Annotated in this window: 21 protein-coding genes; 5 read left to right on the top strand and 16 right to left on the bottom strand. The window is 58.9% G+C overall.

What is annotated here, in order from left to right:
• Positions 1–444: 444 nt before the first annotated feature.
• A complete protein-coding gene (locus RE418_RS16340; protein ID WP_049204107.1) occupies positions 445–1,839 on the bottom strand; it encodes a NarK family nitrate/nitrite MFS transporter in 1,395 nt (464 codons plus the stop codon).
• Positions 1,840–2,189: 350 nt separating this feature from the next.
• On the opposite strand from RE418_RS16340, the gene narX reads away from it, so the two are divergent.
• Both narX and narL read left to right on the top strand, forming a co-directional pair.
• The gene (gene narX, locus RE418_RS16335) at positions 2,190–3,974 is read left to right on the top strand and encodes a nitrate/nitrite two-component system sensor histidine kinase NarX (protein ID WP_049204108.1); all 1,785 of its coding nucleotides are present in this window, start codon (positions 2,190–2,192) and stop codon (positions 3,972–3,974) included.
• 10 nt (positions 3,975–3,984) lie between these two features.
• The gene (gene narL, locus RE418_RS16330) at positions 3,985–4,635 is read left to right on the top strand and encodes a two-component system response regulator NarL (RefSeq protein ID WP_025303216.1); all 651 of its coding nucleotides are present in this window, start codon (positions 3,985–3,987) and stop codon (positions 4,633–4,635) included.
• On the opposite strand, the gene RE418_RS16325 is transcribed toward narL, so the two are convergent.
• Positions 4,632–6,143 (bottom strand): YchO/YchP family invasin, encoded by a 1,512-nt coding sequence (locus RE418_RS16325; protein WP_089180477.1) that lies wholly within the window; start codon positions 6,141–6,143, stop codon positions 4,632–4,634. The genes narL and RE418_RS16325 overlap by 4 nt on opposite strands.
• A gap of 430 nt (positions 6,144–6,573) precedes the next feature.
• On the opposite strand from RE418_RS16325, the gene RE418_RS16320 reads away from it, so the two are divergent.
• Positions 6,574–7,242 carry an A24 family peptidase gene (locus tag RE418_RS16320; RefSeq protein ID WP_025303218.1) on the top strand — a complete coding sequence of 223 codons (669 nt, stop codon included), beginning with the start codon at positions 6,574–6,576 and terminating at the stop codon, positions 7,240–7,242.
• On the opposite strand, the gene RE418_RS16315 is transcribed toward RE418_RS16320, so the two are convergent.
• The 10 genes from RE418_RS16315 to chaB form a co-directional block, all read right to left on the bottom strand.
• The gene (locus RE418_RS16315; protein ID WP_025303219.1) at positions 7,239–8,849 is read right to left on the bottom strand and encodes a hypothetical protein; all 1,611 of its coding nucleotides are present in this window, start codon (positions 8,847–8,849) and stop codon (positions 7,239–7,241) included. The genes RE418_RS16320 and RE418_RS16315 overlap by 4 nt on opposite strands.
• A 231-nt stretch (positions 8,850–9,080) precedes the next feature.
• On the bottom strand, positions 9,081–10,655 hold the full coding sequence (locus RE418_RS16310) for an ABC transporter substrate-binding protein (protein ID WP_089181023.1): 1,575 nt from the start codon (positions 10,653–10,655) through the stop codon (positions 9,081–9,083).
• Positions 10,656–10,787: 132 nt separating this feature from the next.
• Positions 10,788–11,459, bottom strand: coding sequence for an ABC transporter ATP-binding protein (locus tag RE418_RS16305; RefSeq protein WP_043138574.1), 672 nt, complete (start codon positions 11,457–11,459; stop codon positions 10,788–10,790).
• Entirely contained in the window at positions 11,456–12,298 is an 843-nt protein-coding gene (locus tag RE418_RS16300; RefSeq protein WP_025303222.1) for an ABC transporter ATP-binding protein, read from the bottom strand. The genes RE418_RS16305 and RE418_RS16300 overlap by 4 nt, the downstream gene beginning before the upstream one ends.
• Positions 12,288–13,157: an ABC transporter permease gene (locus tag RE418_RS16295; protein ID WP_089181024.1), complete on the bottom strand. Its 870-nt coding sequence runs from the start codon at positions 13,155–13,157 to the stop codon at positions 12,288–12,290. The genes RE418_RS16300 and RE418_RS16295 overlap by 11 nt, the downstream gene beginning before the upstream one ends.
• A complete protein-coding gene (locus RE418_RS16290) occupies positions 13,154–14,209 on the bottom strand; it encodes an ABC transporter permease (RefSeq protein WP_213928400.1) in 1,056 nt (351 codons plus the stop codon). The genes RE418_RS16295 and RE418_RS16290 overlap by 4 nt, the downstream gene beginning before the upstream one ends.
• On the bottom strand, positions 14,209–15,777 hold the full coding sequence (locus RE418_RS16285) for an ABC transporter substrate-binding protein (protein WP_197770695.1): 1,569 nt from the start codon (positions 15,775–15,777) through the stop codon (positions 14,209–14,211). Before RE418_RS16285 ends, RE418_RS16290 begins: the two co-directional genes overlap by 1 nt.
• Before the next feature lie 175 nt (positions 15,778–15,952).
• Positions 15,953–16,906, bottom strand: a complete 954-nt coding sequence (gene cbl / locus RE418_RS16280; RefSeq protein ID WP_025303225.1) for an HTH-type transcriptional regulator Cbl — start codon at positions 16,904–16,906, stop codon at positions 15,953–15,955.
• A gap of 301 nt (positions 16,907–17,207) precedes the next feature.
• Positions 17,208–17,903: a gamma-glutamylcyclotransferase gene (locus tag RE418_RS16275; protein ID WP_025303226.1), complete on the bottom strand. Its 696-nt coding sequence runs from the start codon at positions 17,901–17,903 to the stop codon at positions 17,208–17,210.
• Positions 17,904–18,154: 251 nt separating this feature from the next.
• The gene (chaB, locus tag RE418_RS16270; protein ID WP_399675274.1) at positions 18,155–18,382 is read right to left on the bottom strand and encodes a putative cation transport regulator ChaB; all 228 of its coding nucleotides are present in this window, start codon (positions 18,380–18,382) and stop codon (positions 18,155–18,157) included.
• 130 nt (positions 18,383–18,512) lie between these two features.
• On the opposite strand from chaB, the gene RE418_RS16265 reads away from it, so the two are divergent.
• Positions 18,513–19,331, top strand: a complete 819-nt coding sequence (locus RE418_RS16265) for a siderophore-interacting protein (protein ID WP_337147261.1) — start codon at positions 18,513–18,515, stop codon at positions 19,329–19,331.
• A gap of 294 nt (positions 19,332–19,625) precedes the next feature.
• Positions 19,626–20,729, top strand: coding sequence for a sodium-potassium/proton antiporter ChaA (gene chaA / locus RE418_RS16260; RefSeq protein ID WP_025303229.1), 1,104 nt, complete (start codon positions 19,626–19,628; stop codon positions 20,727–20,729).
• Between the two features lie 36 nt (positions 20,730–20,765).
• On the opposite strand, the gene lpxO is transcribed toward chaA, so the two are convergent.
• The 4 genes from lpxO to efeO form a co-directional block, all read right to left on the bottom strand.
• On the bottom strand, positions 20,766–21,668 hold the full coding sequence (gene lpxO, locus RE418_RS16255) for a lipid A hydroxylase LpxO (RefSeq protein ID WP_025303230.1): 903 nt from the start codon (positions 21,666–21,668) through the stop codon (positions 20,766–20,768).
• A 234-nt stretch (positions 21,669–21,902) separates the two neighbouring features.
• Entirely contained in the window at positions 21,903–22,691 is a 789-nt protein-coding gene (gene phoH / locus RE418_RS16250; protein WP_015378226.1) for a phosphate starvation-inducible protein PhoH, read from the bottom strand.
• 716 nt (positions 22,692–23,407) lie between these two features.
• Positions 23,408–24,706: an iron uptake transporter deferrochelatase/peroxidase subunit gene (efeB, locus tag RE418_RS16245; protein ID WP_060447835.1), complete on the bottom strand. Its 1,299-nt coding sequence runs from the start codon at positions 24,704–24,706 to the stop codon at positions 23,408–23,410.
• An 11-nt stretch (positions 24,707–24,717) separates the two neighbouring features.
• Complete coding sequence (gene efeO / locus RE418_RS16240) at positions 24,718–25,854, bottom strand: iron uptake system protein EfeO (protein ID WP_043138585.1); 1,137 nt, start codon at positions 25,852–25,854, stop codon at positions 24,718–24,720.
• Positions 25,855–25,863: the final 9 nt, after the last annotated feature.

The raw sequence follows: 25,863 nt of genomic DNA, 5'->3' as shown, positions 1-25,863 counted from the left end.
TGTGTTTTTCCACCTAATCGGATTGTCAGATAGACTACAAAAAGCCGGAAAAAACAGAATGAGAGTTATCTGATTTAACCCTGTCACACATTCCACACGGCGCGTGCAGCATCTAAGACAAAACCCTATTGCTGATTTTATAACAATCGCACTAATTATGCCTTACCCTCCCAGAAATTTCATTTAACCTGCGGGAAAGACATTAATCTTTTAATGTAAGAATACTCTCAACAAAACGAAAAAACCGTGCAAATAATATAATACGCTTGGGAGAAGACATTCCCATATTGAGAGATATAACTATAAAAAAAGAAAAAAACGGCAAGCGGAGATGAGAATTTTACCTAAAGGCAGAAAATTTCACTGAGAGAGCGAGGAGAGATGACTCGGAATGAGCGAAATATCCCTCCCCTGTCGGGAGGGATTGAGAAAATCGTTTGATACTCAGGCCTTTTTCTTGCGGCCATACACCACCCAAGTGATGACCACACACAAGATATAGAACACCAGGAATACTTTCATTGCCCCCGCCGGGGAACCGGTCAGCGCCAGCGAAGTGCCGAATGCCTGGGGAATGAAGAAGCCGCCTGCGGCACCGATCGCCGAGATAAAACCCAATGCGGCGGCGGAGTCCGTCACCGCTTCACGCTGCGCGCTCTCGTCGCTGCCGCCGGCCGCTTTCACGCGATCGACAGTGATTTTACGGAAAATGACGGCGATCATTTGGAAAGTCGACCCGCTGCCCAGCCCCGCCGTGAGAAACAGCACCATAAAGATACCGTAGAAGGCGATGAACGAACCGCCCTCACCCGCCATCGGCAAGGTCAGGAACAACAGCGCGGCGAACACGGCCATCACTACAAAGTTGATCAACGTCACCCGCACGCCGCCGAAACGGTCAGACAGCGCGCCGCCGACTGGCCGTGCCAGCGCACCGAGGAATGGCCCAAAGAAGGCGTAATGCAGGATCACTACGTCCGGAAATTGCGTCTTCGACAGCATGGCGAAACCGGCGGAGAAACCGATGAAAGAACCAAAGGTCGCGAGGTACAGCAAACTCAGCATCCATAAATGCCCACGCTTGAGCACCGGCAGTTGCTGGCGCAGCGATGCCTTGGCCGCGGCCAGATCGTTCATGCCGAACCAGGCCGCCAGGGTGGCAACCAGCAGGAACGGTACCCAGATCCAGGCGGCGTTTTCCAGCCACAGCTGCCCCCCCTCTGCCTGATTTTGCGCCGTGCCGCCAAACAGGCCAAACAGGCTGAAAGAAATCGCCAGCGGCGCGACCAGTTGCATGACGCTGACGCCCAGATTTCCCAGACCGCCGTTGAGCCCCAACGCACCGCCCTGACGCGCTTTCGGGAAGAAGAAGCTGATATTGGCCATGCTGGAGGCAAAGTTCGCCCCGGCGAAACCGCACAGCAGGGAAATAATGACGAACACGCTGTACGGCGTGCTGCTGTCCTGCACCGCGAACCCCAGCCACAGGCACGGCACCAGCAGGAAGCAGGTGCTAATGGCGGTCCAGCGACGGCCACCAAACAGCGGGATCACGAAGGAATACGGCACGCGTAAAATAGCGCCCGAGACCGACGGCAGCGCGGTCAACAGGAACAGTTGGTCGGTGGTGAAGTTGAAACCGACCTTGTTCAGGTTGACCGCAACGGCGCTGAACAGCATCCAGACGCAGAAGGCCAGCAGCAGGCAGGGAATGGAAATCCACAGGTTGCGGGTGGCGATGCGATGGCCACGCTGCTGCCAAAAGGCGCTGTCTTCAGGACGCCAGTCCTGAATCAGCGCACCGGTTTTCTTTGATGAAGGCGTTGCAAGTTGCGACATAAAAACCTCAGACACGGGGGATCATTCCGCACACCCTAGGGGGCGGCCCCGGCGGCAAAGTTGATGTATATCAACCCGAATGCAAGTAGTTGGCGGCACAAATAGCGCCTTCATCCCCTTAGGGGTACACCCCGAATAAAAATTAAATCACTTTTAATCAATGCATTAGAAAGCATCACTCCGTCATTTTTACCGCTTCACCGTCCTGCTGGAAACTAATGGGTACTTCATTCGAGGTATGGGGTTATGCTCAGGGATAATCAAAAATACGGCTGAATCGTTACTTGTTTACCTCGTCGCCGCCTTCGCCCCTGAGCTTCATCGGCGCCAAATGCCAGGAACCCGCGCTTATGAAACGCCTGTTGGCCCCGCTTTCGATCGTGAATCAGGTCGCCCTGCTGATGTTGCTGTCGGGCATTCTGGGCGTGGCCGGCATGGGGATTTCCGCCTGGATGTCGCAAAGCATTCAGGGCAACGCGCATGCCATCAACAAAGCCGGCTCGCTGCGTATGCAAAGCTACCGACTGCTGGCGCAGGTGCCGCTGGATGAACGGCATGAAACGTTGATCCGCGAACTGGAGCGCGACGAAAACAGCCCCGATCTGCAGCGTTCGGTGGAGCAGGAAGGGTTGACGCAACCGTTCGACGCCTTGCGTGATTACTGGCAACAGACTCTGCAACCTCGCCTGCGCAGCGCGCAGCGCCCGGCCGATGCCGCCCCGCAGGTGGCGCACTTCGTGCAGCTGCTGGACAAGCTGGTCTCGGATATCGACAGGCAAACCGAGCGCCGCCTGCTGATGGTGACGCTGGTGCAGGCCGGCTTCATCGCGCTGACCCTGCTGCTGTTGATCGGCACCACCTGCTACCTGCGGCGCCGGTTGCTGCATCCGTGGCGGCAACTGGTGGAGATGGCCTTGGCGGTAGGCCGCGGCGATTTTAGCCGCCGCTATGCACAACGCGGCCACCAGGATGAAATGGCGTCGCTTGGCGGCGCATTGAACACCATGTCCGACGAGCTGTCGGCGACCTACAGTGGGCTGGAGCAGCGCGTGGCCGAGAAGACCGCCGACCTGCAGCAGAAAAATCAGGTGCTGAGCTTCCTCTACCGCGCCAGCCGCCAGCTGCACGCCAGCGAGCCGTTGTGCAGCCGCCTGACGCCGCTGCTCAACCAACTGCAAACCCTGACGCCGTTGCGCGCCATTCAGGTGCGGCTGTATGAAAACGACAGCCGGGAACCGCTGCTGCAGCTGAGCGGCAACCAACCGCTAAGGCCGGAGCATTGCCATAACCCGGTGTGCAGCGCCTGCCTGAACGACAGCCACCGCCAGCATCCCGACAATCCGTCGCTGAGCTGGAGCCTGAGCGACAAGCTCGGCGACTACGGCGTGATCGTGGCACAGCATGCGCCGCAGCAACCGCTGAACGATGAACATCGCCAACTGATCAATACCCTGGTGGAACAGCTGACCAGCGTGCTGGCCATCGAGCGTCAGGTCGACCACCAACAGCAGCTGATGCTGATGGAGGAGCGGGCGGCGATCGCCCGCGAGCTGCACGACTCCATCGCCCAATCGCTCTCCTGCCTGAAAATGCAGATCGCCTGTCTGCAGATGCAGGGCGAAACGCTCTCTTCGGCCAGCCAGGCGCTGGTGCAACAGATGCGTGAAGAGCTGAACGGCGCCTATCGCCAGCTGCGCGAGTTGTTGACCACCTTCCGCCTGCAGCTGACCGAACCGGGCCTGCTGGCGGCGCTGCAATCGACGGTGGCGGAGTTCAATCCCAAGCTGGGCCTGACCATCAGCCTCGATTACCAGCTGGGGCCACGCACGGTTCCGGCCTATCAGGCCATTCACCTGCTGCAGATCGCCCGCGAGGCGCTCAGCAACATCCTTAAGCATGCCGCCGCCAGTGAGGTGAGCATTCAGGTCATCAATAAACGGGGCGAAGTGACCCTAAGCGTCTGCGACAACGGACGCGGCCTGCCGGCCGAGACGTCTCGCCCCGACCATTACGGCTTGATCATCATGCGCGATCGCGCCAAGAGCCTGCACGGCCGCTGCGACATTTTACCGCGCAGCGGCGGCGGCACTGAGGTGCGGGTCAGCTTCACGCCAGATAACCACGCCATCGACTAACGGAGACACCATGACGACAGAAACCGCCGCCACCATCTTACTGATCGACGACCACCCGATGCTGCGCAACGGCGTAAAACAGCTGATTGGCATGGACGCTCGTCTGCAGGTCATTGCCGAAGCCAGCAACGGTGAACAAGGGGTCACGCTGGCGGAGCAGCACGATCCGGATCTGATCCTGCTCGACCTGAACATGCCCGGCATCAACGGGCTGGAAACGCTGGATCGTCTGCGCCAAACCGACCTGTCAGGGCGCATCGTGGTGTTCAGCGTGTCCAACCATGAAGATGACGTCGTCAGCGCGCTCAAACGCGGCGCCGACGGCTATCTGTTGAAAGACATGGAGCCGGAGGATCTGCTGAAGGCGCTGCATCAGGCGGCAGCCGGGCAGATGGTACTGAGCGAAGCGCTGACGCCGATCCTCGCCGCCAGCCTGCGGGAAAACCGCCCCAGCGCCGATCGTGATATTCAGCAACTGACGCCGCGGGAACGAGATATCCTGAAGCTGATCGCCCAAGGGCTGCCAAACAAGCTGATCGCCCGTCGCCTGACCATCACTGAAAGCACCGTCAAGGTACACGTCAAACACCTGCTGAAAAAGATGAAGCTAAAATCCCGCGTCGAGGCCGCCGTATGGGTGCTGCAGGGCAAAAACGGTTAATCGCCGCCGTACAGCGGCCCGGTTTGCGCCGGGATCGGCGGTGGCGTCAGGGTTTTGATCGGCGGCAGGCCCGCGTCATCGCCGGCGGTTGCCGTCAGCGGCGGCGCCACTTTCAGCTCTATCCAGTTGGACGTCACGCGCTGCTGTTTATCATCCTCCAGCGTGACCGATAGCCGGTAGCTGTTGGCGGCGTCCGGCGCGTCGTCCCACGGCGGCACGATCGCTGTCCAGCCCTGCGGATCGTTGGCGTTGTGCGGCGGCGTCAGGCTCAGCGCCTGCGTATCCCCCTGCCAACTGACGTGAGTGATGCCGTTCAGCGCCTTGATTTCCAGCACCAGCGGCACGGTTTCCCCCGCCTGCAGGCTCCACGGCGGCGTAGCCAGGAACACCTGCAGCGACTTGCGCTGACGGAACTCCAGCACCGGCACGTTCTTGCGTTCGATAGGATCGTAGCGGCTGCCGCGCAGCGACTTGGCCTGCGCCACATACTCCGGCGAAATCTGCTTCACCAGCGGTACCCCGAGCCGATAGCTCAGCGCCAGTTCGACCTGATCCTGGCTCTGCCCGCCCGCGCCAATCTTATGCAGTGCCTTCATCGTCACCAGCGGCACCGGAGTGTAATTGAGCCCCAGCTGCATCGCGCGCGGATCGTTTTGTTTTTTGCCGCTGCCGAACAGATCGACATTATCGCCCAGATACTGCTCATAACTGAGCGAACCGCCGATCTGGCGATAAAACGGCAGATAACCTTGCGTCGTGATGTCGTAACCGCGCGCCGGACGGCTGAAAAATACCCCATCGCCGGGCTGTTGCGACAACGCCGACAGCGGGTAGTAATAGTTGGTGGAGAAACGCAGATAATCCCCCCAGGCTTCCGCACCGACGCTGCCTCTATTGCGCTGCCGAGCAAAATCGCTGTCGAGCGCCGTGTTGTACCCCAGCAGCCAGTCGCCGGCGATCCAGCGTTGCCCCAGCGCGAAATTGCCAAGCGCCCCGGCGCTTTGCTGCAGCCAGCCGATCTGGCTGTAGGTCAACAATCCGTCGACGTCGTACAGCGGGCTGAATAACTGCCCGTTGCTGCCGGTAAAGTCCCCCTCGCCGCTCATCTTCAGCGATAGCCTGGCGGTACCCAACGGCGACAACAGCTCCTGCGCCTGTTGCTGCAGCGCACCGGTCGCCTGGCCCAGCAAATAATCTTCGGCGCGGCTGCGCATCTGTTGACGTGAAACGTTGTTCAACTCTTTTTCGCCGAGTTGCTTGGCCATCTCGGCCCACTGCTTCTCGCGCGCGGCATCGTCGGGCGCACCGCCCAACTCCGGCAAATTCGCGGCCGGGTCCGCGGCGGCCTGTTCAGAAGAGATGACGCTGTCCGGCGCCGGCGGGGATTCGGCGCACGCGGCCGCTGCGCCGGCCAGCCACACCAGTGGCCCGGCCAGCCACGCCGTCTGGCGTCGGCGCCAGAATCGTTTTTTGGTCTTGATAAGTATTGCCTGAATCACGTCTTTCATGACACCGTTGGCCTCCCTCCCTCCTGGAGCATGCCAACCCACTGCTTTGCTGCCGCCTTTCCCACGGCAGATCTGAAAAACCTTACGTCCCGGCCTGGCGGGGACGCCTCTCTCTTAAAGCCTAACGGCTTGACGAGCAGAAACAATAGGATAAACCCCAATCGCGCTTCAGTGACAGCGTCACTTGCACCATTTACCGATCCATTCCCGCCGCCAAATGAATTCACCGTATTTTAGCGTCGATTTTGCCGATAAAAAGCACAGCACACCACTGCTGAGCGCCACCGCGCAAGGCATTGTATCACTCTGCAATACGTAAAGTGGCGATGCGTACGACTGCGCATTCCTCACAATCCACCGCATTTCACCCCGATGAAATATGCATTTTGCCGTTATTTTAAACATCTGTTTCACGACTGGCGGAGCCTTGATGTTTATTTCCTCACTGTGGCACGCGCTGTTTTTCACCGCGCTGCTGTCGGCGGGTCTGGTCGCCTTCGCGCTCATCACCCGCTTGGAGCGAACGGCGGCCGTGCGCGCCAGCCCGCCGAGATTGCGCCGCCGCAGCCTGCTGCTAACGGCCCTGGGTTTGGCGTTGACGGCGTTGCCCTTCGACCTGCCGGCAGCACACCGGCTGTGGTTACCGCCGGCCGCGGCACTGCTGATCGCCCTGGCCTGGCTAGACGGACGTCACCGGTGGCTGCCGGACCGGCTAACCCAGCCGCTGCTGTGGGGCGGGCTGCTGTGCAATCTTGACGCTCGCTGGGCAACGCTTGACGACGCGGTTCTCGGCGCCGTGGCCGGTTACGGGGCATTGTGGCTGCTCAACGCGCTTTATCGGCAGGTGCGGCGGCGTAACGGCATCGGACAGGGCGATTTCAAACTGTTGGCCGCGCTGGGCGCCTGGCTCGGTTGGACAATATTGCCGCTGCTGGTCTGCCTGGCGGCAATGTTCGGATTAGGCATGGCATTGGCGCGCGGCCGACGCAACCGTCGCGCCTGGCGAACGCCGCAGCCTTTCGGCATCGCCTTGGCGGCCGCCGGCTGGTTGCTGCTCTTGCTGGACGCCGGCCAGAACGCGCCGGCGTTATTCGGTTAATTCTTCAGTGTCTCGATCAGCCGATTGAGCAATCCGGCCACTTCCGCCGTGCTGGCCGTTGTCGGATTGGCCAGTGGTTGGATCACCGCGAGTCTGGTCGTGGATAACACCTCATCGCTGCGGATTTCCAACGCATCGGAGGGCGGCGTGCTCAACGAAACGCCGTCCGGCCGCCAGTAGCTGCCGCGTGTAGTCTGCACCTGATAACTGCCAAAGCCGAAATCTTTCTCGACACGGTAATATATTTCGCAGCTCAACGGCCCAGTGCGACGCAACATAAAGGCGCCTTTCGCGCTATAGCTGCCTTTATTGACGACAAAGGCGGTCGCCTGCGAGGTCAGATCGAACGTGATATATAAATCGCACGCCAGCACCTTGGTGCTTACGCCCTGTTGAAGAGTAATGCGCGTTGTAGGTTGCCGATCCGGCGCAGTCAGGGTGCCTAAAAAAGTCCACGATGGCTGTTTCGATATATTGCGCGGCAAATGGTTGCTGGAGGCGGAAGGGGCAATACCCCGCTCGCCCAGACTGTACATCGCTTCAACCCCGCTTAAAAACGACGTCACATCGACGGTGCTTTTGCCGGCCACCGGGACGCCGCCGTTGTATACGTTACTGAAGGTTACCTCGGTATTGTTGCTGCAGGCGGCGATCGCCACCGGGAAAGGCGTCTTAGAACCGCTGTAAAGAGTCAACTGACCGATATCCCAACGAGATTCGTTGATGAATCGGCACAACACGCCCCCGCTCTCCACATTCTGCGCGTCCTGGATATTGATATTGCCTATCGTGCCTTGGGCAAAGTTGGTGGACAACACGCTGACATTGGCGGCGCGCTGCGTGTTGCGGTTCTCGCAACCCAACGAATTGATCGTGCCGTTAAAATCTTTGAAAGAGTAGATATCGCCGATGCAGTCATCCGCAGCCAACGAGCCGATAGTAGAGTAAAACCCTGAAATTCTGAACGCCGTACCCTTCGCGCGAGCGGCGTAGAGGCCGTCTATAAAATTGGTGGTGCCAGACTTGTCCATCCACAGCACCCCATCGCCCGGGCGATTGGCGTTTGCCTCCATCTGCACGTTCACCAGCCAGTTGATGAACATGTCGCCCGAGACAAACAGCGAATAACCGCCGACCTTGGTGTAAATGTCGCGAATATCAAACTTCGTCATATTGCGGTCGCTGAACCACACGCCGTGGGTGTCGTCTACGCCGGTATCATCCCGCAACGTCAAGCCGTGCAGCGTCAGATTGGCGAAGCCTTTTACCACGATCACCGCTTTCTTCGTTTCGCCCTGTTCGTTGGTGTAACTGCTGTCTGCCGTCTTGACAATTTTGGTCGCCCGCCCCAATCCGACCACCCGTAAACCGATGCCGCCGTAGATGTCCGTTGTCGTCTGAATGAGTACGTGTCCGGCGACCGTATACACCCGCTTCCCCAGGGACAACGTACCGCCGGCTTGCAGCGCCGCCGCCGCCGCTTTGTTGATCGCCGGCCCCCAGTTGCTTCCGTCGCTGTCCTGATAAAACTGTTCCGGCGTAACCACCTCACCGGTGGCAAGCAAGGTTGCTGCGCGCGCTGCTGAAGCCTTTTCGTTATTGTCCATAATCTCTCCTGACGTGATGTGTCCGCATCATTGCGGACGACCGCGGTGAAAGGCGTAAACAACGCCGCCTTTCGAAGCCAATCTATCACCGTCATATGAGCACGTTATGAAATTTCATTTTATTTCACCCTGACACAACATTTCACGATTCGTGGTGGCAACAGCAAGCGATTTCACGCGCTGTCGGCCTATGGCGCGACAGAAAGCTCGGCCAGGCGCACGGCGTTGCCGTCACTTACTGACCCGATCCAGATACAACATGCTGTTGGCGATATCCAGCCGGGCACCTTCGACATTGTCCCGCAATGCCACCAGCGTTTGCCCCTGCAGCGCCACCACATAGGGCGAACTGGCCTGTAATTCCCGTTGCAACGTGACGTAGCGTGCGCTGCGCGCGGCGCTATTCCCTTCCGCAGCCGCGGCACGCGTTTCCGCGCTGATGGCGGGAATGTCCCACTGGGTGCGCCAGGCCAAGGTTTTCGGCCCGCCTGACACGTTGTAAGCAAAGGCACTGGCGTTGGTGTTCGGATCCAGGTAGTCGGCGCCCCAGTAGGTGAAGATCGCCTGAAAATCGCGGCCGCGCATCTTGCCCCACAGATCGCTTTCCACCACCGGATGGATATCCAACCGCAGTCCGGCCTGCGCAAAACTGGCCTGCAGCGCCTGCGCGATGTCGGTATACGGCGGTTGGTTGATGACGATAAGATCGATGCGCGTACCTTCAGCGATGCCGGCATCGCGCAGGATCTGTTTGGCTTTGTCTACGTCGAGCTTAAATGGCCGATCGTCGAGCGCGCCGTCCAATCCCTGCGGCAAGAAGGCCTGATGCACGCGATATTGCCCTTTCAGCAGCTGCTCGGCGATGCTCTGATAATCCACCAGCCAGCGCGCGGCCTGCCACAACGCCGGATTGCCCAGCGCCGGATTGTCTTTGCTGCCGGTGTTGAAACCGAGGTAATAGATCCGGGGCGCATCGGCCTGTTCGATGCGCACGCCCGGCGCGTTGCGCAGCGAGTCGAACTGGTCGGCGCCCAGATCGTAGGCCACGTCGGCATCCCCCTTCAGCAACAGCAAACGGCGGGTGCCGGCGTCGCTGACGTTCTTGAATAGCACCGTTTTCAACCTTGCCGGCGACGGCGCGTAATCGTTGCGGCCAAACAGCAGCGCCTCATGCGGCACATAGTTATTTACCCGATACGGGCCGCCGCCGGCGGAATGGCTGCGCAGCCAGGCGTTACCGTAGTCCCCCTGCTGCGCGTGCTCGTTCAGTAGCTTCTCATCCACGATCGAAGCCACGTTCGCCGTCAGCAGCCGCAGCGCCAGCTCGCTGCCGATGTTGGCGGGCCAAGTGAGTTGCACCTGGTTATCCCCCACCTTCTTCAGCTGCTGCTCAACGTTATCCGGCGTCCAGCCAAACTCACCGAGAATAAACGACGGCGCCTTGTTCAGCTTTACCGCACGCACCAGCGAGAAAATCACGTCTTCAGGCCGCAGCGGATTGCCGGAAGCAAAACGTTGCTGCGGTTTCAGGGTAAAGGTCAGGCTGTGGCCATCGGCGCCCGCCTGCCAACTGCCTGCGGCGTCCGGCGCCAGCTTTTGCGGCGCGGCGCGATCCGGCGCCACCAGGCGCTGATAGAGGTTGACCAGATTGGCCGAGCTGACGGTTTCAAAGCTCTCCGCCGGATCGAGGCTGATAATGCCCTCCAGCGAACTGACCACCACCAAGGTATCCTGCGGGGTGGCGGCCTGCGCACCGAAAGCGGCCGCCAGCGCGCCATACAACAAGGTTGGGATTAACCGTTTCATCGATACACTCTCCACAATCACGCGGTTGCGCTGTTTGACGAGTGTAGAGGGTAAGAATTAACAGAAGAACGACGATAAATTGCTTTATTTATTACCAAGATGGATATGCCCGCCACGTTGGCGGGCATAGGGTTAAACGATGATGCGGCCGTGCGCCATTGCCACCGAACGATCGCACATGTGGTCAATCACGTCCGCATCGTGGCTGACCAGCACCATAGTCAGATCGCCCGCCTGTTTCAGCTCGTTAAGCAGGTTAAGGATTTCCGCCTGCACTGACATGTCCAGCGCCGAGGTCGGCTCATCCAGCAGCAACAGCTTCGGCCGCAGCAGCAATGCGCGCACGATCGCCACGCGCTGCCGCTGCCCGCCCGATAGCTGATGCGGATAGCGATCCAGCAGGCGCGGATCCAACCCCACCTGGCGAAAGCCCGCGCCGATTTTGCGTTCGATGTCGCTTTCCTGCAGCAGTTTTAGCGGTTCCGACAGCGTACGCAACAGCCGGTGTTTAGGGTGTAGCGAAGCATAGGGATCTTGAAACACCATCTGCACCTCGCGCCGCAGTTCGCCGGTAAATGCCTGCCCCGGTTGTAGCTGCCGCCCGAGCAGTTCAAAACCGCCGCGCCAGCTGTCGTTCAGCCCGGCCAGCACCCACAGCAACGAGGACTTGCCGCAGCCGGAAGGCCCCACCAGGCCGAAACACTCGCCCGGTTCGATGCGCAGGTTAACGTCGTGCACCACGGTGCGCTGTTCATAGCCCTGACGGTGACTGACGCTGAGGTTCTCCAGTGCAATTACGCTCATTTCAACGTCTCCAACAGCGCGCGGTCCAGTACCGGCAGCGGTTTGCCGCGCGTCTCGCGGCTCGGCCGACACGCCCACAGCGTGCGAGTATAAGGGTGCGTGGCCTGCGCCAGCTCTGCTGCCGGCAGTTGATCCAACAGCTCGCCTTTGTACATCACCAGCACCCGCTCGCAGTGGTGCGCCACCTGCTGCAAATCGTGGCTGATCAGGATCAGCCCCATGTTGCGTTGCGCCACCAGATTGTCTATCAGTTGCAGCACCTGATCGCGCATCTGGTGATCCAGCGCCGACGTGGGTTCATCGGCAATCAACAGCTGCGGATCGTTGATCAACGCAATGGCCAGCATCACCCGCTGCCCCATCCCGCCGGAGAGCTGATGCGGATAACGGCCGCACAGCGCCGCCGGATCGGGCAAACCCACCGCCGCCAACATATCCAGCACTTTTTCACGCCGCTCGGCGCGGCTTAGCTTGGCATGCAGCACCAGCGGTTCCTCCACCTGACGGCCGATCGGCTGATTGGGATTCAGCGCATGTTTGGGATCTTGCATCACCATCGCCACCCGGTCGCCGCGCAGGCGGCTCCACTGGCGTTCGCTCAGGCGCGTCAAGTCTTCATCGCCCAACGTCAGGCGCTGCGCCTGCAGCTGCAACGGCGGCGGCAATAGCCCCATCAGCGCACGCGCGGTCAACGATTTGCCGGAGCCGGACTCACCGACCAGCGCCAGTCGCTCCCGCCCCATGCTGAACGAAATATTCTTCACCAGCGCCACCGGCTGCGGCCCCGGCACGCCGATCGCCAAACGTTCAACGGTCAATAAGGTGTTATCAGTGCCCATGACGAGGATCCATTTTGTCGCGCAGGCCATCGCCCAGCAGGTTAAACGCCAGGCTGGCGAACAGGATCGCCCCGCCCGGTGCGGCGGCGACCCACCATTGGTCGAAAATCACTTTACTGCCTTCGGCCACCATCGATCCCCATTCGGCGGTCGGCGGCGCGACGCCCATGCCGAGGAACCCCAGACCGGCGGCGGACAAGATGATGCCGCCCAGACTCAGCGCCGCGCGCACCACCGCGCTCGGCAGGCATAAAGGCAAAATGTGGCCGACCATCAGCCGCAGCCCGTTGATGCCCTGCATACGCGCTGCCGCCAGGTAGTCGCTGCGGCGCAGCGCCAGGGTTTCGGCCCGCGCTTGGCGGGCAAAGGCCGGCCAGCTGGTCAATGCCAACGCCAGCGCGCCGTTCATCAGCCCCGGCCCCATGACCGCCACGAACGCCAGCGCGATCACCAGGCTCGGCAACGACAGGAAAATGTCGGTCAGACGCATCAAAATACGCTCTACCCAGCCGCCGAGATAACCGGCGCAAATGCCGACCAGCAGACCAATGGGAATGGTCAACACCAGAATCAACGACACCAGGATCAGCGTCGGCCGTGCGCCGTAAATCACGCGGGAGAGCAAGTCGCGGCCGAAGCCGTCGGTGCCCAGCCAATGTGCGTCGGAAGGCGGCAGTAACCGCAGCTCGATATGCTGCAGATTGGGATCGAAAGGCGCCAGCCACGGAGCCAGCAGCGCGGTGACGATCAGGATCGCCACCAGCGCCGCGCCCAGCGTCAGCGTGGTCAGGCGCCGACCGCGGCGGTAACCGACGGCCGGCTCGCTTTGCGGTTCGTGTTCAGAGAGATATTGGCTCATCGGGTTCGCGGATCCACTAAATAGGTCAAGGCGTCAGCCAGCGCATTCAACAGCACGAAACAGGTGCCGATCAGCAGCGTGGCGCCGAGGATCGCCGGCGTGTCGGCGGCAAACAGCGCCGAGGTCAGGTAACGCCCGACGCCGGGCCAGGCGAACACCGTTTCGGTCAATACCGCGCCCTCGAGCAGGCTGGCGTAGGAGAGAGACAGTACGGTGATCAGCGTGCCCAGCACGTTGGGGAACACATGGCGCAGCAGAATGCGCAGGCGGCCGGCGCCCTTGGAGCGCGCCAGCGTCACGTATTCCTTGTTGCATTCTTCCAGCATCGCCGCGCGCAGCAGCCGGGTGATACCCGCCATCGACAGCAGCGCCAGCGCCACCACCGGCAGCCACAGGTGGCTGATGGCGTTGTAGAACATTTCGCGATCGCCGGACAGCCAGCTGTCAATCAACACGAAACCCGAACGCGGCTCCATGCTGTACAAGTAAATGTCATCCAGCCGCCCCGGCCCCGCCGACCAGTGCAGCGTGGCGTAGAACAGCAGTAGCCCGAGCAGGCTCAACCAGAAAATCGGCACCGAATAACCGATCAGCGACAGCAAGCGCGCCGCGTTATCCAGCCAACTGCCTGGTTTGAGCACCGCCAGAAACGCCAGCGTAATGCCGCCGAGAGCGCCGAGGATAATGGCGCAGGTGGCCAGTTCCACCGTCGCCGGGAAGGTACGCAGCAGATCGCTCAACACCGGCTGGGCGGTGATGCGCGAAATGCCCAGATCGCCATGCGCCAGGTGCACCAGATAGCGCCAAAATTGCACCGGCAGAGGCTGATCCAGCCCCAGCTCGTGCCGCACCTGCGCATAGGTGGCTTCGCTGGCGTGATCGCCCGCCACCTGCAGCGCCGGATCGATCGGCGCTAGGTGCGACAGCATGAAGGTGAACAGCAGCAGACCAAGCAGCGTTAACGCCAGCGACAGCGCGCCGCCGAGCAGCCGCCCGCCCCAGCGCCAATACCGCCGGGCCGCCCCGGCGCTGGCGGACAGGTCAGCAGCCATTACTTGCTGACCTTGCTGTAGAACACCATGTCAGGGTTGATGCCCTGCACATAGCCCTTAAGGTTGTCACGCACTGCGATCAGGCTGCGCGCCTGCAGGCCGATGACAAACGGCGAGCTTTGCTGCACCTCTTTCTGCAGTTGCTGGTAGTCGGCCACCCGTTTGGCGGTGTCGTTTTCTGCAGTGGCGGCCAGCGTCAACTTGCTCAGCGCCGGGATCTGCCAGTTGGCTCGCCAGGCCAGCGTCTTGCTGCCGTCCTCCGGGTTGTAGGCAAAGGCGGCCGCGTTGGTGTTAGGATCGAAGTAATCCGGTCCCCAGGAAGTCAGCGTCGCATCGTAGTTAAGCGTTTTCACCTTGGTGGAGACCTGTGAGCTGATGCCCGGTACCAGTTCGACCTTCACGCCGCCCTGAGCAAAACTGGCCTGCAGCGCCTGAGCGATATCCAGGTACGGCGGCTGGTTGTTGACGTCCAGACGGAAACTGACGTTGCTCAGCCCCGCTTTGGCCAGTATTTCTTTGGCTTTCTGTGGATTGAAGCTGTACGGCTGATCCTTGAGCGCGCCCAGATAACCGTCCGGCAGGAATGCCTGATGGCTCTGGAACTGCCCTTTCAGCAGATCGTCGGCGATGCCTTGGTAATCGAACAGCCAGCGCGCCGCCTCCCAAAATGCCGGGTTGCCGAGCGCCGGCGACGCCTTGGCGTTGAACTGCAGGTAATAAAGCGAGGCGTAAGGAATGGCCAACGGTTTGACGCCCGGCTTGCCCTTCAGGGCCGCCATTTGGTCCGCCCCCAGGTTGCGCGCGATATCGGCATCGCCCTGCTCAATCAGCAAACGGCGCGCGGCCGGATCGGGCACGTTTTTGATCAGGATGGTTTTCAACGTCGGCGCCCCTTCCGGCGAGCCGGGGTTCGCGTCCAGCACCACCACTTCGTGCGGCACATAGGTGCGAATTTTGTAAGGGCCGCTGCCGGCGGAGTGGCTGTTCAACCATTGGTGCCCCAGATCGTCGCCCTGCTGGTGCGCCAGCGCCTCTTTGGCGTCGACAATCGAGGATACCGGCGCCGACAGCAGGCTGAGCACGAAGGCCGGGCTGACGTTTTCACTCCAGCTGATTTTTACCGTATGGTCATCCACCTTGGTCAGGTGTTGATCCACGTTCTTCGCGTTCCAGCCCAGCTGCGTTAGGATAAACGACGGCTCCAGATTCAATTTCACCACCCGTGAAAGCGAAAAGATCACGTCCTCCGGCCGCAGCGGGTTACCGCTGGCGAATTTAGCGTCCGTGCGCAGGCTGAAAGTTAGGCTGCGGTTATCGGCGCCGGCCTGCCAGCTGCTGGCCAGAGTCGGCTTGAGATCGATGGGGTTGTGCGGATCGGACTGGATCAAACGTTGATACAGGCTGTTGAACGACTGCACCGTGGTTAACTCAAATCCCTGGGCCGGGTCAAAACTGACCACGTCATCGATAGACTGTGCGATCACCAACGTGTTGGCCGGCGTCGCCGCCTGTGCGTTAACGCTGGCCGCCACGGCCAAAAACAGCAAAGAAGGAACGAGCGCTTTCATCTGAAACTCTCCAAGCGGATGGAATTTATAATAATTTTGCGAGTGTATGCGAGCGCGATCGGCAGCTGAAGGTACTTAAATCACTATAGATATTCTTTTTATGTATATAGATGGGGTTTTGATTATTAGGCGGGCAATGCAGAATGCGCGGCAGGAATTGCCTGCCGCTTATCGGTTAAATCTGGTAATCAATCACCGCGTCCAGCTGCGACGAGAAGACCTTGTCTTTGATTTCGGTCAGCGACAGCGTTGGGTTGCACAGTTGGATAAAGCGCCAGGCATAGTTGCGCTGCAGCTGGCTGCGTTTCAGGCCCAGCCATACCGTATTGGGTTCAAACAAATGCTCGGCGTTGAGGCTGACCAACCCGCGATCGCGCTCTTTTTCATACGACATGTCCGCCAGCACGCCCACGCCCAATCCCAGTTCGACATAGGTTTTAATCACGTCGGAGTCTTGTGCGCTGAGCGCGATGTCCGGGGTCAGGCCCGCCGCTTTGAACGCCGCATCCAGCTTCGCGCGCCCGGTAATGCCCTGCCGGTAAGTGATCAGCGGCAAAGTGCTGAGCATCTCCAGCGTCACCTGCGGCTGACGCGTCAACTCGTGCCCTTCCGGCACCAGAATGGTGTGATGCCAGCGGTAATATGGGAACGACGCCAGCGATTCGTCGCTCATCAGCCGTTCGCTGGCAATGCCGATATCGGCTTCGCCGGCGGCCAACATCGAGACGATCTCTTCAGGGCTGCCCTGATTGAGCACCACCCGCACCCGCGGATAAAGCGCGCGAAACTCTTTGATCACCCCCGGCAGGCTATAGCGCGCCTGGGTGTGCGTCGTCGCAATATGCAGCTGGCCCGAGTCGTTGCTGCTGAAGACATCCGCCAGGCGACGGATGTTATTGGCGTCGTTGAGAATGCGCTCCGCCACCACCAGCAGCTCTTTGCCGGGCTCGGTCATGCCCAGCAGCCGTTTGCCCCGGCGAATGAATATTTCGATGCCCAGCTCTTCTTCCAGCTCGCGAATATGCCGACTGACGCCGGACTGCGAGGTAAATAACGTATTGGCGACCTCGGTCAGGTTGTAGTTGCAGCGCGCCGATTCACGAATAATTTTTAATTGTTGAAAGTTCATCCCCGTCTCCCTGTTTCTTCCAGTAGCGTTAGCCATATTGATACGGAGTCCCGCGGGGCTGAACAAATAAGAAATAACCTTTACTTATGCAATTTAATACTAAGTCGATCATTCTGCTTCGCATAGGGGATGGGAAACTGACAAAAAACAGCGAATGACTTTAAAAATAAAGGGATAGATAACCACAATAAAAACATGCCTTCAATCACTGTGCAAATTAAAGTTATTAAATATAGGCATTAGATATAAAAAAAGGGCTCAGCATGCTGAGCCCCTCACCGTTCGCATTCCCGCAGCAGCCTCAGGCGGTGGCCTCACTGCCGATGCCGCCGGTGCGGTTCTGCTGCAGCCATTGCTGCACGCAGCGCACCAGATCGCCGATGCAATCATCCTGCATGCCGTGGTGCTTCAACTCGTTATCCAGCGCAAACAGATATTGCGCGTTGGTGCCCAGCGGGCCGCTGGCGCTGGCGATCAATGGCGCGATCACCTGGTAGCTGGTGTCTTCTTCAAACAGCGGATGCTGCGGGTTCATCACGAATACCAACGCAGTAACCTTCTCGCCGCCATCCAACTCCAGCTCGCACCAGGTCGGCACGTAGCAATCGGTCACCATTTCGCGCTTCCAAAGCAGCTCCAACTCTTCACGCAGTTTGCTTTCCGGCAAGCGAAAGGCCAGGCCCGTAGTGTGGCCGCCGGCCTTCAACGCCAGCATGCGCCCCGGCTGATGCAGCGTGCCGCGCCCGGCGGTCAAGCGCATACAGAACGCCCGGTGCCAACCCTGCAGCTTGGCCGGCCGCACTTCTTCCGATTCGAAAACCGGGTTCCACATCAGCGAACCGTAACCGAATATCCATACGGGGCTGTGACCCGGCCGGCGCGATAAGGTGCAATCCAACGAGGCTGCACGCTGTTCAGGCGTCAGCAACAACGACTCCTCAATAGCGCCGAATGCAGTTTTGCAATCCGCTTTTTGCAGAAAATCTCGCGTTAACACTGATATTACCTCCCGGGAATACGATTTCTCGCCTTCCCTCGCCACTGCTGAACCTTTGATGTTTTATTTTCGGCTGCGGATTTTTATTAATTCAATCACCGCGCCTTATAAGAATGACCTTATTCTTTTCCTGACGTGCAATCAAGTTACAAAGCGGCGTTAAAGTGAAAAAGTATTTGTACTGAGCAGCAATAATATTAATTGCCGGGCTCCACATAATGTCTGCGCGATTTTTGCTGCGTGATAATTCGTTACTTTTTATGCCAACGTTCGTCATCGCCCTTACGATAGCTTTGCTTGACCGCCGCCCAAGCTACCTTATGCGCCCTCTCTTCACGGCTGTCGTCACCGCGCCGGTCATCGGGATCGCGGTATTGTTGCCAGGCGCTGTTGAACGCTTCTTTATAGATCGCCTGCGCATGTTCCGGCAGCACATGCTTCACATTGTCCGGCAAGTCGTTCGTGCTGTGGTAGGGCATATGGCCTCCCCTTTCAGGATGAGTGAACCTTAAGCCTAGCCCACATGCGGTTTCGTCTCAATTAGCAAACAATTCTCATTATCAAACGACATGTTATACTCACCGCCAAACGAACTATAAGGAGATCCCCGTGACTACCGAAGCCCCTCGCTCACGCGCCCCCTACCTGATCGCCGTCAGCCGCGTACAGGACATTACGCCGCACCTGCGCCGCATTACCTTTACCGCCCCCGATCTGCGTTACTACCCGGCCAATGCCGCCGCTGCACACATCAAAGTCTTTTTGCCGCTCGCCGGCCAGACGCAGCCGGACCTGCCGACGCTGACCGAAAACGGCCCGCGTTGGGCCGCAAATGCCGTACGCCCGATCGTGCGCACCTATTCCATCCGCGCCGTGCGCCCGGAACTGGCGGAAGTGGACATCGAGTTCGCCATTCATGACCATCAGGGCCCGGCGGTCGACTTTGCGCGCCAGGCGAAAGCCGGCGATAAAATCGGCATCAGCAACCCAGGCGGCCCCAAACCGATGCTGCCGGCCGCCGACTTCTACTCCCTGGCGGGCGATCCCTCCTCACTGCCTGCGCTGGCCGCGCTGTTGGAAAACCTGCCGCCGCACAGCGCCGGACGCGCTTTCGTCCGCGTCGACAGCAACGCTGACGTCATTGACCTGAAAAAGCCTGCCGGCGTTGAAGTGAATTGGGTTGTCGGCGGCACAGAGAAAACCGACGAATTGGTCGCTCGGTTCCGCGCGCAATCCGTGCCGCAGAGCGATACCCACTTCTGGCTCGCCGGTGAAGATCGCCTGGTGGTAGAGCTGCGCCGCTACCTACGCCGTGAACGTCAATGCGATCGTAATCGTCTTTATGCTGTGCCTTACTGGCGTGAGGGGCTAAATGAAGAGGGTTACCACAATAAACGGCATGAAATCATGGATAATATTGACGACTGATCGTCTCATTTTCCTTGATTAACCGAGTACTAAACAAGTAAACATGACTTTTCTCAAATCTAACGTTAAAACTTGGCGTTATTGCGTAAAAGTAAGTAAATAAAACCGCACCCCGTGCGGTTTTTTTGCTACCCTGATCACATAAAGCAAGCAATTGCTTTCTCAGATAAAAACAACATCACACCGGCGCCGTGGGTGTATCCTAATATAAAATACCTACTGGAAACGCAGAGTTGCCGTATCACGGCAACCGGCGCTGACGGGCTACGCTGTTTGAGAAGGAGTGCCACCCTCATGAAGTCGCAACACGATCCTGGCCGATCCACCAAATCTCGCCACACCGAATACTCTCTGATCTTCCCTATCGCCGCGTTGGTAGTGCTAAATCTATGGGGTAGCACCGATAACTTTCCGCTAATCGTCGGCATCAATATTCTCGCGCTGGTGGGGATCCTCAGCAGCGCCTTCAGCGTGGTGCGCCACGCCGACGTGCTGGCCCACCGATTGGGCGAACCCTACGGCTCGCTGATCCTCAGTTTGTCGGTGGTGATCCTCGAGGTCAGCCTGATTTCCGCGCTGATGGCCACCGGCGACGCCGCACCGGCGCTGATGCGCGACACGCTGTATTCCATCATTATGATCGTTTCCGCCGGCCTGGTCGGTTTCGCGCTGCTCCTCGGCGGGCGCAAGTTCGCCACCCAGTACGTCAACCTCGGCGGCATCAAACAGTATCTGATGGCGATTTTCCCGTTGGCGGTGATCGTGCTGGTGTTCCCGAGCGCGCTGCCTGGCGGCAACTTCAGCACCGGGCAAGCGCTGCTGGTGGCGTTGATCTCCGCCGCCATGTATGGCGTGTTCCTGGTGATCCAGACCAAAACCCATCAGAGCCTGTTCGTGTACGAGCATGAAGACGACGATGGCGATCCGCATCACGGCAAGCCCTCTTCGCACAGCAGCGCCTGGCACGCCGCCTGGCTCATCGTGCACCTGATCGCAGTGATCGCCGTCACCAAGTTCAACGCCAATCCGCTGGAAGGCCTGCTGACCAAGATGAATGCACCGGCGCAGTTCACCGGTTTCCTGGTGGCGCTGTTGATCCTGTCGCCGGAAGGTCTGGGCGCGCTGCGCGCCGTGTTGAACAATCAGGTGCAACGCGCCATGAACCTGTTCTTCGGTTCGGTGCTGGCGACCATCTCCCTGACCGTGCCGGCGGTGACCATCATCGCCACCCTGACCGGGCAGACGCTGATCTTCGGCCTGCAAACGCCGCATATCGTGGTGATGCTGACGGTGCTGCTGCTGTGCCAGCTGTCGTTCTCGACCGGACGCACCAACGTGCTGAACGGCACCGCCCACCTGGCGCTGTTCGCCGCCTACATGATGACTATCTTCGCTTGATCAAAAAGGGGCGCACTCTGTGCGCCCCTGCCTTCGTTATACCGAGAAGAATATCGCCGCGGCGATCCCCCCGAACAAAATCCACTTGATGATGTAATAACCGGTGCGGTTCCAGGCCTTCAAGCGTTTCCCCACCCGGCGTATCGCATAGATGTATTTGAACATCTTGTTGACGCCGCCGGTACGATCGCCCTCTTCGTTCGGCGCGGTGGCGGCGCTCATCAGATTGCGCCCCAGCCAGTGGTTAACCGCCTGTGCCCAGCGGTAGCGCATCGGCCGTTCGATGTCGCAGAACAGGATCAGACGATTCTGCCCGCTCTGGTTTTCCGCGTAGTGCAGATAGGTTTCATCGAACATCACCCCTTCACCGTCGCGCCAGCTGTAGCGCTCACCGTCCACCTCAATGAAGCAGCGGTCATCGTTGGGGGTAATCAACCCCAGGTGATAACGCAGCGAACCGGCATAAGGGTCGCGGTGACGCGGCAAACGGCTGCCGTCCGGCAGTTCGGCGAACATCGCCGCCTTGACCGAAGGCAGGCTGCGCAGCAGTTCCGTGGTCTGCGGGCACAGGGTCATAGCGGAAGGATGGCTGTCTTCATACCATTTCAGGTAAAAGCGCTTCCAACCGGTCTTGAAGAACGAGTTGAAACCGGCGTCGTTGAATTGATCGGACGCCTTGATCTGCTGGATCTCCATCAGCTTCTGTCCTTCGTCGCGGATGGTTTCCCAGTTCTCCCGCAGTACCGCCAGCTCAGGGAACTGCTCCGGCTTCAGGTACGGCGTGGTCGGCACACGGGAAAACAGATACATGAAAACGTTCAACGGTGCGGTAAAAGTGGAATGGTCAGACAGCTGTCGCCACACGTTGTAGCGCACCCGTCCGCGGTAATGCACATAGACGACGCATAAAATAAGCAAAATCAGAATGATGTATTTCATGTTTGAATCGCATCAAGGAACCCACACGCTATGCGCCGCGCGGCGCACACCCCAGATAATGTCCTTTTGGCGGCACAGGCAAATTGCGCGCCAATCTGGAACCCATTAATCATTAACGCTAACTCAACGAAAATCTATACAGAAAACCACAATAATTTACACAAAGGTTAAACGAGAGAGGAAATTGCGGAGATAAAAAAGGCCGCCGAAGCGGCCTTTCCATTAGCGGATAGGTTAACTGTAAGCGTTGAGCGTGCGCTGGCACAAAGCGGAACGCACGCAGTCCTGTTTTTCAAAGCGGATAACGCCGATCATCTCGTCCTCTTCGAAGCGTTCCAGGGCATCGCTGAGGCCGGATTTCACGCCGCGCGGCAGGTCGCACTGGGTCACGTCGCCGTTAACGATAACCGTCACGTTTTCCCCCAGGCGGGTCAGGAACATTTTCATCTGGCTGGCGGTCACGTTCTGGGCTTCATCCAGGATAACGACCGCATTTTCGAAGGTGCGTCCGCGCATGTAAGCAAACGGTGCAATCTCTACCTTGCCGATTTCCGGGCGCAGGCAGTACTGCATAAAGGAAGATCCTAAACGACGTACCAGAATGTCATACACCGGGCGGAAATAAGGGGCGAACTTCTCGGAGATATCCCCCGGCAAGAAACCGAGGTCTTCATCCGCCTGCAAAACAGGACGGGTAACGATAATCCGATCCACCTCTTTATGGATCAGCGCCTCCGCCGCCTTGGCGGCGCTGATAAATGTTTTGCCACAGCCCGCTTCGCCGGTGGCGAAGATCAGCTGCTTATTCTCTATGGCTGATAAGTAATGACCCTGAGCTTCGGTTCTAGCCTCGATGGGTGAGCTATCGCGCTTGTCTCGCGCCATGCCGATAGACTCGACTCCCCCCATTTGCACCAGCGAGGTCACAGACTCTTCTTCCAGCTGGCGATGACTACGAGCGTCACGACGAATAACGCGTTTCGCTTCACGACGTGCTTTGATCACTGCTTTCTGTCTACCCATAGTGGCACCTTACAGTTTGTTTCACCTACCGCAACGGCCAGGCCGTGCGATTATGTTTCACACACGTATTAGGTTTTGGCCTCCTCCGAGCCAATAAGAGCCAAGGGACAATGTGAATTGACGGCAACGCTTAAGCGCCGTTTTTTCACGGGACAACGCGGACTGCATCAATAAACGTGGAGTAAAAAGTGGTGAGATTCGGTAGCGATAAGAGTGCGGAGTTGCCGGTAAAAGAGAGTCGGAGAGAGAACCCTCGTTACAACGAGAAATCAGGGGAGATGTGTTATTTTTTCTTTCCAGCCCAACCAAGGACTTTACCATTAGCGATCCCCGCAGTGATATTTACAGCTTCAAGCTGTGCACCGTGTGAAAACTACCGCCAGATGATTACAGTATAATGACATTCAATCCTGTCGCGTTACTAAAATGTAAAAAAATTTATATTTTTTGTTTTTAGTTATCGCTAAAACACTATATCACGCACGACACGTCATTCCACAAGAATTTATAATCTATAAATATCAATAAATTATAATTAAACAGTGCGAATGACACTTTGGTTTCCTGATTAAATTTTGCACACCACAAAAGCGCACGCGGTGCGTGCTTTTTAATCCATAGGCCAGGTGTTGAATTGACTTTCGACGCTCAATCTTCCGTACGGCAGGCAAAACAAAGTAAAACGAGGCAGGCGAACCCGCCTCGTCATTTCGGGTTCAGGCCTTGAGCAGGCCGCTGGCCAGATAGTCACCGTTCTCTTTCACGCCCGGCAGCACGAAGAAATACCCGCCGCCAATCGGCTTGATGTATTCCTCCAACGCTTCGCCGTTCAGCCTTTTTTGCACCGTCAGGAAGCCTTTCTCCAGATCGGCCTGATAGCAGACAAACAGCAGCCCCATTTCCAGCTGCCCGGCATTGGAAACGCCAAGGGAATAGCTGTAGCCACGCCGCAGCATCAGGTTGCTTTGGCTTTCCGGCGTACGGGGGTTAGCCAATCGAATGTGCGCATCCATCGGGATCACCTTACCGTCGGGATCGTTCGCGTAATTCGGCTCGTCATGTTCATGCTTCATGCCGAGCGGCGCACCGCTGTGCTTCTCGCGGCCGAAAATGGTTTCCTGCTCCTGCAGCGGCGTGCGATCCCAAAACTCGACGCGGAAACGAATAATACGCGCCGCCTGATAGCTGCCGCCGGCCGTCCACGCCGGTTCACCAACGCTGTCGCCGACCCAAACCACTTTATCCATCAGCGATTTGTCGTCGGTCTTCGGGTTGGCGGTGCCGTCTTTGAACCCCAACAGGTTAATCGGCGTCTCTTTGCCTTTGCTGCGCGCCGCGTGCGCGGAGATGAACCCTTCCCGCTTCCAGCGCACGCTGAGCAGATCCGGCGAGTGCTTGATGATGTCACGCAGCGCGTGGAGAGCGGTTTCGTTGGTGTTGGCGCAGATCTGCAGCAGCAGGTCGCCGTGGCAAAGCCCGGCGTCCAACGCATCGTTGGGGAAGCGGGTCATTTTCTGCAATTTCAGCGGTTTGTGCGCCTGCAGACCAAAGCGTTCGTCGAACAGCGATGCGCCGACCGAGACGGTGATGGTCAGGTTGTCCGGGTAAATCTCCGGCCCCATGATGCCGGAATCGAGCGGTGGTAGTTTGGCGTCCACCTCCGGCGCCTTGCCGCCGTGAGTCAGGAAGGCGATGCGATCGGTCAGTAGCCGAAACAGGCGCTCCAGCCCCGCTTTGTCGGTCGCCAGCACATCGAACGCCACCAGCATCATCGCCGCCTGTTGCGGCGTCAGCACCCCGGCCTGATGGCGGCCATAAAACGGCTGCTTCTGCCAGCGCTCATCCTGCGGCGTCGCCAACGGCTCCGCCGCTTTGTCCGCCGCCTGCACCAGACGGGTGCCGCCCAGTGCCAGTGCGCCCAGCCCCAGCCCTTGCAGCAAACGGCGCCGCGAAGGCGATGCCGCCCCCTGAGAGTGCGGATGAGGCCCGTTATTCGGGCCTACCTTGTTGCTCATAACCTTATGCCTCAGTCCAGACCCAACACGCCGCGCAGTTGGGAAAGATCTTCCGCCAGCGTGGTGATCGGCCCTTTCAACGCATTGCGATCGGCATCGGTCAGCTTCTCATAGGACTCATAGCCGTCTTTGGTTTGGTACTTCGCCAAGATGGTGTCCACGGTTTTGAAGTTGGCGTCGATCTTGTCCAGCAGCGGCTTATTGGCCTTGACCAGCAAAGGACGCAGCAGGTTGACTATCTTCTGTGCGCCGTCGACGTTGGCCTGGAAGTCCCACAGGTCGGTGCGGCTGTAGCGGTCTTCTTCACCGCTGATCTTGCTGGCCGCCACCTCTTCGATCAGCCCGGCTGCGCCGCCCACCACTTTGCTCGGCGGGAAGGTCAGTTCACTCACGCGCTTTTGCAGCTCGACGGTGTCGTGGTACAGGCGATCGGCGTAGGCGCCCATGTCTTTGGTTGAGTTGTCGGCAAACAGCGCCTTCTCCAGACGGTGGAAACCGGTGAAGTTCGGATCCGCCGATTTCTTCTCGTAGTCGTCTTCGCGGGCGTCGATGCTGCCGTCCAGATCGGAGAACAGCTCGGCGATCGGCTCGATGCGCTCATAGTGCTGGCGGGTCGGCGCGTACAGCTTGCGCGCTTGCTCCACGTTACCGGCCTTCACCGCGTCGGTGAACAGCTTGGTCTGTTTCACCAGCCCATCGACTTCTTTGGTGACGTAGACTTTGTATTCGGCGATCGGGCCAACCAGATCCAGCGCGCTCGGCTTGCCGTCGGTAGCGCCGTTGGCCGCCGCAGTGACAATCAGTTTGCCTTTCGGATTGCTCAGCAGCCCGCAGGTCATGTCATATTCGCCCGCTTCCAGCGTGGCGGTCATTTTCTGGGTGAAGCCCGGCGCGATGTTTTCGCGCTCTTCCACCACCATCACCCCTTTCAGGATTTCCCATTCGACATTTTTCTGGCTGGTGTTATGCACCACAAACTGCGTTTTGCCGGCTGGCACCGTCAGCTGCATCGGTTCGCACTGCTTGTCGTTGACCGTGACCTTGACCTGCGGCACGTCCGCCGCCAAGGCGTCGATGCTCAGCGCAAACGCCGGGATAGCCAGTAATGCTGCGTGCAACGCCTTGCGGCGAAATAACGGAGTAGACATACGAGATTC

The sequence above is a fragment of the Serratia sp. szju genome (genome assembly GCF_044594185.1).
Lineage (GTDB): Bacteria > Pseudomonadota > Gammaproteobacteria > Enterobacterales > Enterobacteriaceae > Serratia > Serratia bockelmannii.
The sequence above is the reverse complement of the archived record's forward strand: the minus strand, read 5'-3'. Positions and strand labels throughout refer to the sequence as shown.

Coding starts and splice junctions, on each gene's coding strand:
- RE418_RS16305 (WP_043138574.1), bottom strand. CDS start 11,459: ATGAGCGTAATTGCACTGGAGAACCTCAGCGTCAGTCACCGTCAGGGC.
- phoH (WP_015378226.1), bottom strand. CDS start 22,691: ATGGGTAGACAGAAAGCAGTGATCAAAGCACGTCGTGAAGCGAAACGC.
- RE418_RS16290 (WP_213928400.1), bottom strand. CDS start 14,209: ATGGCTGCTGACCTGTCCGCCAGCGCCGGGGCGGCCCGGCGGTATTGG.
- chaA (WP_025303229.1), top strand. CDS start 19,626: ATGAAGTCGCAACACGATCCTGGCCGATCCACCAAATCTCGCCACACC.
- narL (WP_025303216.1), top strand. CDS start 3,985: ATGACGACAGAAACCGCCGCCACCATCTTACTGATCGACGACCACCCG.
- narX (WP_049204108.1), top strand. CDS start 2,190: ATGAAACGCCTGTTGGCCCCGCTTTCGATCGTGAATCAGGTCGCCCTG.
- cbl (WP_025303225.1), bottom strand. CDS start 16,906: ATGAACTTTCAACAATTAAAAATTATTCGTGAATCGGCGCGCTGCAAC.
- RE418_RS16325 (WP_089180477.1), bottom strand. CDS start 6,143: ATGAAAGACGTGATTCAGGCAATACTTATCAAGACCAAAAAACGATTC.
- RE418_RS16295 (WP_089181024.1), bottom strand. CDS start 13,157: ATGAGCCAATATCTCTCTGAACACGAACCGCAAAGCGAGCCGGCCGTC.
- RE418_RS16310 (WP_089181023.1), bottom strand. CDS start 10,655: ATGAAACGGTTAATCCCAACCTTGTTGTATGGCGCGCTGGCGGCCGCT.
- RE418_RS16300 (WP_025303222.1), bottom strand. CDS start 12,298: ATGGGCACTGATAACACCTTATTGACCGTTGAACGTTTGGCGATCGGC.
- lpxO (WP_025303230.1), bottom strand. CDS start 21,668: ATGAAATACATCATTCTGATTTTGCTTATTTTATGCGTCGTCTATGTG.
- RE418_RS16315 (WP_025303219.1), bottom strand. CDS start 8,849: ATGGACAATAACGAAAAGGCTTCAGCAGCGCGCGCAGCAACCTTGCTT.
- RE418_RS16320 (WP_025303218.1), top strand. CDS start 6,574: ATGTTTATTTCCTCACTGTGGCACGCGCTGTTTTTCACCGCGCTGCTG.
- RE418_RS16285 (WP_197770695.1), bottom strand. CDS start 15,777: ATGAAAGCGCTCGTTCCTTCTTTGCTGTTTTTGGCCGTGGCGGCCAGC.
- efeB (WP_060447835.1), bottom strand. CDS start 24,706: ATGAGCAACAAGGTAGGCCCGAATAACGGGCCTCATCCGCACTCTCAG.
- chaB (WP_399675274.1), bottom strand. CDS start 18,382: ATGCCCTACCACAGCACGAACGACTTGCCGGACAATGTGAAGCATGTG.
- efeO (WP_043138585.1), bottom strand. CDS start 25,854: ATGTCTACTCCGTTATTTCGCCGCAAGGCGTTGCACGCAGCATTACTG.
- RE418_RS16340 (WP_049204107.1), bottom strand. CDS start 1,839: ATGTCGCAACTTGCAACGCCTTCATCAAAGAAAACCGGTGCGCTGATT.